This window comes from Kosakonia pseudosacchari, from assembly GCF_900184035.1.
Lineage (GTDB): Bacteria > Pseudomonadota > Gammaproteobacteria > Enterobacterales > Enterobacteriaceae > Kosakonia > Kosakonia pseudosacchari.
Genome location: NZ_FXWP01000001.1, coordinates 1 through 1188, shown reverse-complemented (window position 1 = coordinate 1188; position 1188 = coordinate 1). Strand labels below are relative to the sequence as shown.

1 protein-coding gene is annotated in these 1188 nt (G+C 51.5%); it reads right to left on the bottom strand.

Annotated elements, in window-relative coordinates:
• Positions 1-1131 (bottom strand): IS3 family transposase gene (locus BN2591_RS24175; protein ID WP_244172966.1). Its coding sequence is split into 2 segments (ribosomal slippage), with 1133 coding nucleotides annotated over them: positions 1-876 and positions 875-1131; the frame shifts between segments, so codons are not numbered across the junction. This gene is flagged as partial in the annotation.
• Positions 1132-1188 lie beyond the last annotated feature (57 nt).

Sequence of the window (1188 nt, the reverse complement as noted above, 5' to 3'; positions counted from 1 at the left end):
CGTCGATAATATTGATTTTCATATTCCGTCGGTGGCATCTGATCACTCGAACCATGCCGACGCTTACTGTTATAAAACATTTCGATGTAATCAAAAATATCGCTGCGGGCTTCTTCCCGCGTTCCATAGATCTTTTTCTTTATCCGTTCACGCTTCAGCAACTGGAAAAAGCTTTCTGCAACCGCATTATCGTGGCAGTTACCGCGACGGCTCATGCTGCCCTCCAGGCCGTGTGATTTCAGGAACGACTGCCACTCATGGCTTGTGTACTGACTGCCCTGATCAGAGTGAACCAGCACCTGTTTTTGGGGATTACGCCGCCATACAGCCATCAGCAATGCGTTCAGGACAATGTCCTTTGTCATCCGGGATTGCATTGACCAGCTGATAATTTTGCGTGAGAACAGATCAACAACCACGGCAAGATACAGCCAGCCTTCGTGGGTCCTGATGCAGGTGATGTCCGTTACCCAACGCTCATCCGGAGCATCCGGATTGAACTGTCGCTGGAGCCTGTTGGGCGACACGATACAGGCCTCGCCTTTACGTGCCCGCGGGCTCCGGTATCCGACCTGAGCCTTTATCCCGGCACATTTCATCAGTCGCCAGACTCTGTTGACTCCGCACTGTTGCCCGGTATCCCGCAGATCCAGATGGATCTTGCGATAACCATAGACGCATCCCGACTCCAGCCAGAACTGTTTATTCTGTCCTGTCAGTCTCAGGTCTGCCTGATGGCGTTGTGAATGCGGCTGCTGAAGCCAGGCGTAAAAGCCACTGGGATGAACATCCAGCACCCGACAGAGCAGGCGAACAGGCCAGCAACAGGTGTTGTCACGGATAAAGGCGTACCTCAGTCGGACAGCTTTGCGAAGTACGCCGCGGCTTTTTTAATATGTCCCGTTCGTCGGTAACCCGCTTCAGCTCTTTCTGGAGACGGCGAATCTCGGCCTGAGCATCTGACTGTTCTTTATTATTGGAAGAATCCGGACCGTATTTCTTTATCCAGGCGTAAAGGCTGTGGGTGGTGATATCGAGACGTGTTGCAACGCTGGAAACAGAATAACCACGATCAACAACCTGTTTGACTGCTTCAATTTTAAACTCTTCGGGATAACGCTTATCGCTCATGGGCACCTCTCTTTAAGCCATCTTAAATGACTCCGGGGTGTCTGTTAAACCCGTGGC